The sequence below is a fragment of the Streptomyces capoamus genome, assembly GCF_014654935.1.
In the GTDB taxonomy this organism is placed as follows: Bacteria; Actinomycetota; Actinomycetes; order Streptomycetales; family Streptomycetaceae; genus Streptomyces; species Streptomyces capoamus.
The window spans coordinates 340,057-342,311 of record NZ_BNBF01000002.1; the positions used below are offsets into that span (position 1 = coordinate 340,057).

Here is a 2,255-nt window from a genome sequence, read left to right on the forward strand (position 1 = left end):
TGGGGGGCTCGCCCGGACGCAGCTTGCGGTAGATGTCGAGCAGCGCGTCGTCCTGGCCCTGGGTGTGGTCCTTCTCCAGGGTGGCGCGCATCGACTCGTAGTCGCCGAACTCCTCGAGGATCTGCTCGGTCGTCCAGCCGAGCGCCTTCAGCAGTACGGTGACCGACTGCTTGCGCTTGCGGTCGATGCGGACACCGACCATGTCACGCTTGTCGATCTCCATCTCCAGCCAGGCACCCCGGGACGGGATGATCTTGGCGGAGAAGATGTCCTTGTCGGACGTCTTGTCGATGGAGGAGTCGAAGTAGACACCGGGGGAACGGACCAGCTGCGACACCACGACACGCTCGGTGCCGTTGATGACGAAAGTGCCCTTATTCGTCATGAGCGGGAAGTCGCCCATGAAAACGGTCTGGGACTTGATCTCGCCGGTCTCGTTGTTGGTGAACTCAGCGGTGACGAAGAGCGGGGCGGCGTACGTGAAGTCGCGCTCCTTGCACTCGTCGATCGAGTTCTTGGGCGGCTCGAAGCGGTGGTCCCGGAACGTCAGCGACATCGACCCGGAGAAGTCCTCGATCGGGGAGATCTCCTCGAAGATCTCCTCCAGACCGGACTTGGTGGGGACGTCCTGACCGTTCTCAAGGGCCTCCTCGACCCGAGTCTGCCAGGCGGTGTTGCCGAGCAGCCAGTCAAAGCTCTCGGTCTGCAGCGCGAGCAGGTTCGGAACCTCGAGGGGCTCCTTGATCTTTGCAAAGGAGATGCGCAGCGGGGCGGTGCTGGCGCCGTTGTTCGTATTCGCGGTCGAGGCAGTGCGCGAGGCGGCCAAGAGGGGGTCCTTCCGAGGGCTCGGACTCACTACGCGCGTACCGGTCCCTCTCCCGTACACAGGGACGGAAACCCCAGGTCAGGGGGGCTCGGTCGACTGTGCTCGAGTGGGGGCAGACCCCTGGTGACGGGCAGGGGACAGCTAACAGGCAGCGCAAAGGGTCAGTGTAGCCACTTGGCACACTGATGTCCAGTGCGGGTTCTCGACGACCCTCGTTGCCCTCAACGCCCTCTTCAACGCCCTCGGCATACCTGCCCTCAACGCACGTTGATACTGCCCTCTTCGCCGTCGATCCATGCCTCGGATTCGGATCGTTGTGACGACGCGTCCTGAGAATTGCGCGCTGCGTGCGGTTCGTCAAGGGTTCCTTGCCGGAACCGGAGCTTCGGCAGACACAACGAAGATCACCTTACCCCTCACGAACAGAGGTGCAAGGCGGCCCAGCCGGACCCCGGAGAACGCCGAAGGGCGACCACCCGGATGGATGATCGCCCTTCGGTGCGTTCGCGTTACAGCCCTAGGGGGCCGTTGTGGCGATCGCGAAGGTCTTACTTGACCTCGACGGACGCGCCCGCGGCCTTGAGGGACTCGGCGGCCTTCTCAGCGGCCTCCTTGTTGACCTTCTCGAGAACCGGCTTCGGGGTGCCGTCGACGAGGTCCTTGGCCTCCTTCAGACCCAGCGAGGTCAGCTCACGCACGACCTTGATGACCTGGATCTTCTTCTCGCCGGCGCCGGTGAGGATGACGTCGAACTCGTCCTTCTCCTCCTCGGCCTCGGCGGCGGCGCCACCAGCGGCACCACCGGCGACGACGACCGGCGCGGCAGCGGCGGCGGTGACGTCGAACTTCTCCTCGAAGGCCTTCACGAACTCGGAGAGCTCGATGAGGGTCATCTCCTCGAACTGGGCGAGCAGGTCTTCCTGGCTGAGCTTCGCCATGATGGCGGTCCTTCCACTCAAATCGGCAGGTGCCGGATGTACTGGGTAAGGCGGGCGTACGTCGGCCCGCTGCGACCCGCGCCGTTGGTGCGGGTCAGAAAGCGAGCCGAATTACTCGGCACCGCCCTGCTCGGCCTGCTTGGCGCGCAGCGCGTCCACGGTGCGGACGAGCTTCGACGGCAGCGCCTGGAAGACGGAGGCAGCCTGGGACTGCTTCGCCTTGAAGGCACCGGCCAGCTTGCTGAGCAGAACCTCGCGGGACTCGAGGTCCGCAAGCTTCTTGATCTCGTCGGCGGAGAGGGCCTTGCCCTCCAGGACACCGCCCTTGATGACGAGATTGGGGTTGTCCTTGGCGAAGTCACGCAGACCCTTCGCCGACTCCACCGGGTCACCGGTGACGAAGGCGACGGCCGTCGGGCCAGCGAAGAGCTGGTCCTCCAGCGTGATCCCGGCCTCCTTGGCCGCAATCTTGGTCAGCGTGTTCTTCACCA

2 protein-coding genes and 1 pseudogene are annotated in these 2,255 nt (G+C 64.7%); all 3 read right to left on the minus strand.

All coding sequences use genetic code 11. The features are described from left to right. A pseudogene (locus IE312_RS38835) lies at positions 1-826 on the minus strand (DNA-directed RNA polymerase subunit beta); the annotation flags it as partial. 548 nt (positions 827-1,374) lie between these two features. After that, entirely contained in the window at positions 1,375-1,764 is a 390-nt protein-coding gene (rplL, locus tag IE312_RS05035; RefSeq protein ID WP_189978709.1) for a 50S ribosomal protein L7/L12, read from the minus strand. 111 nt (positions 1,765-1,875) lie between these two features. Further along, a partial coding sequence (gene rplJ / locus IE312_RS05040; RefSeq protein WP_229899076.1) for a 50S ribosomal protein L10 occupies positions 1,876-2,255 on the minus strand: 380 nt, incomplete at its 5' end.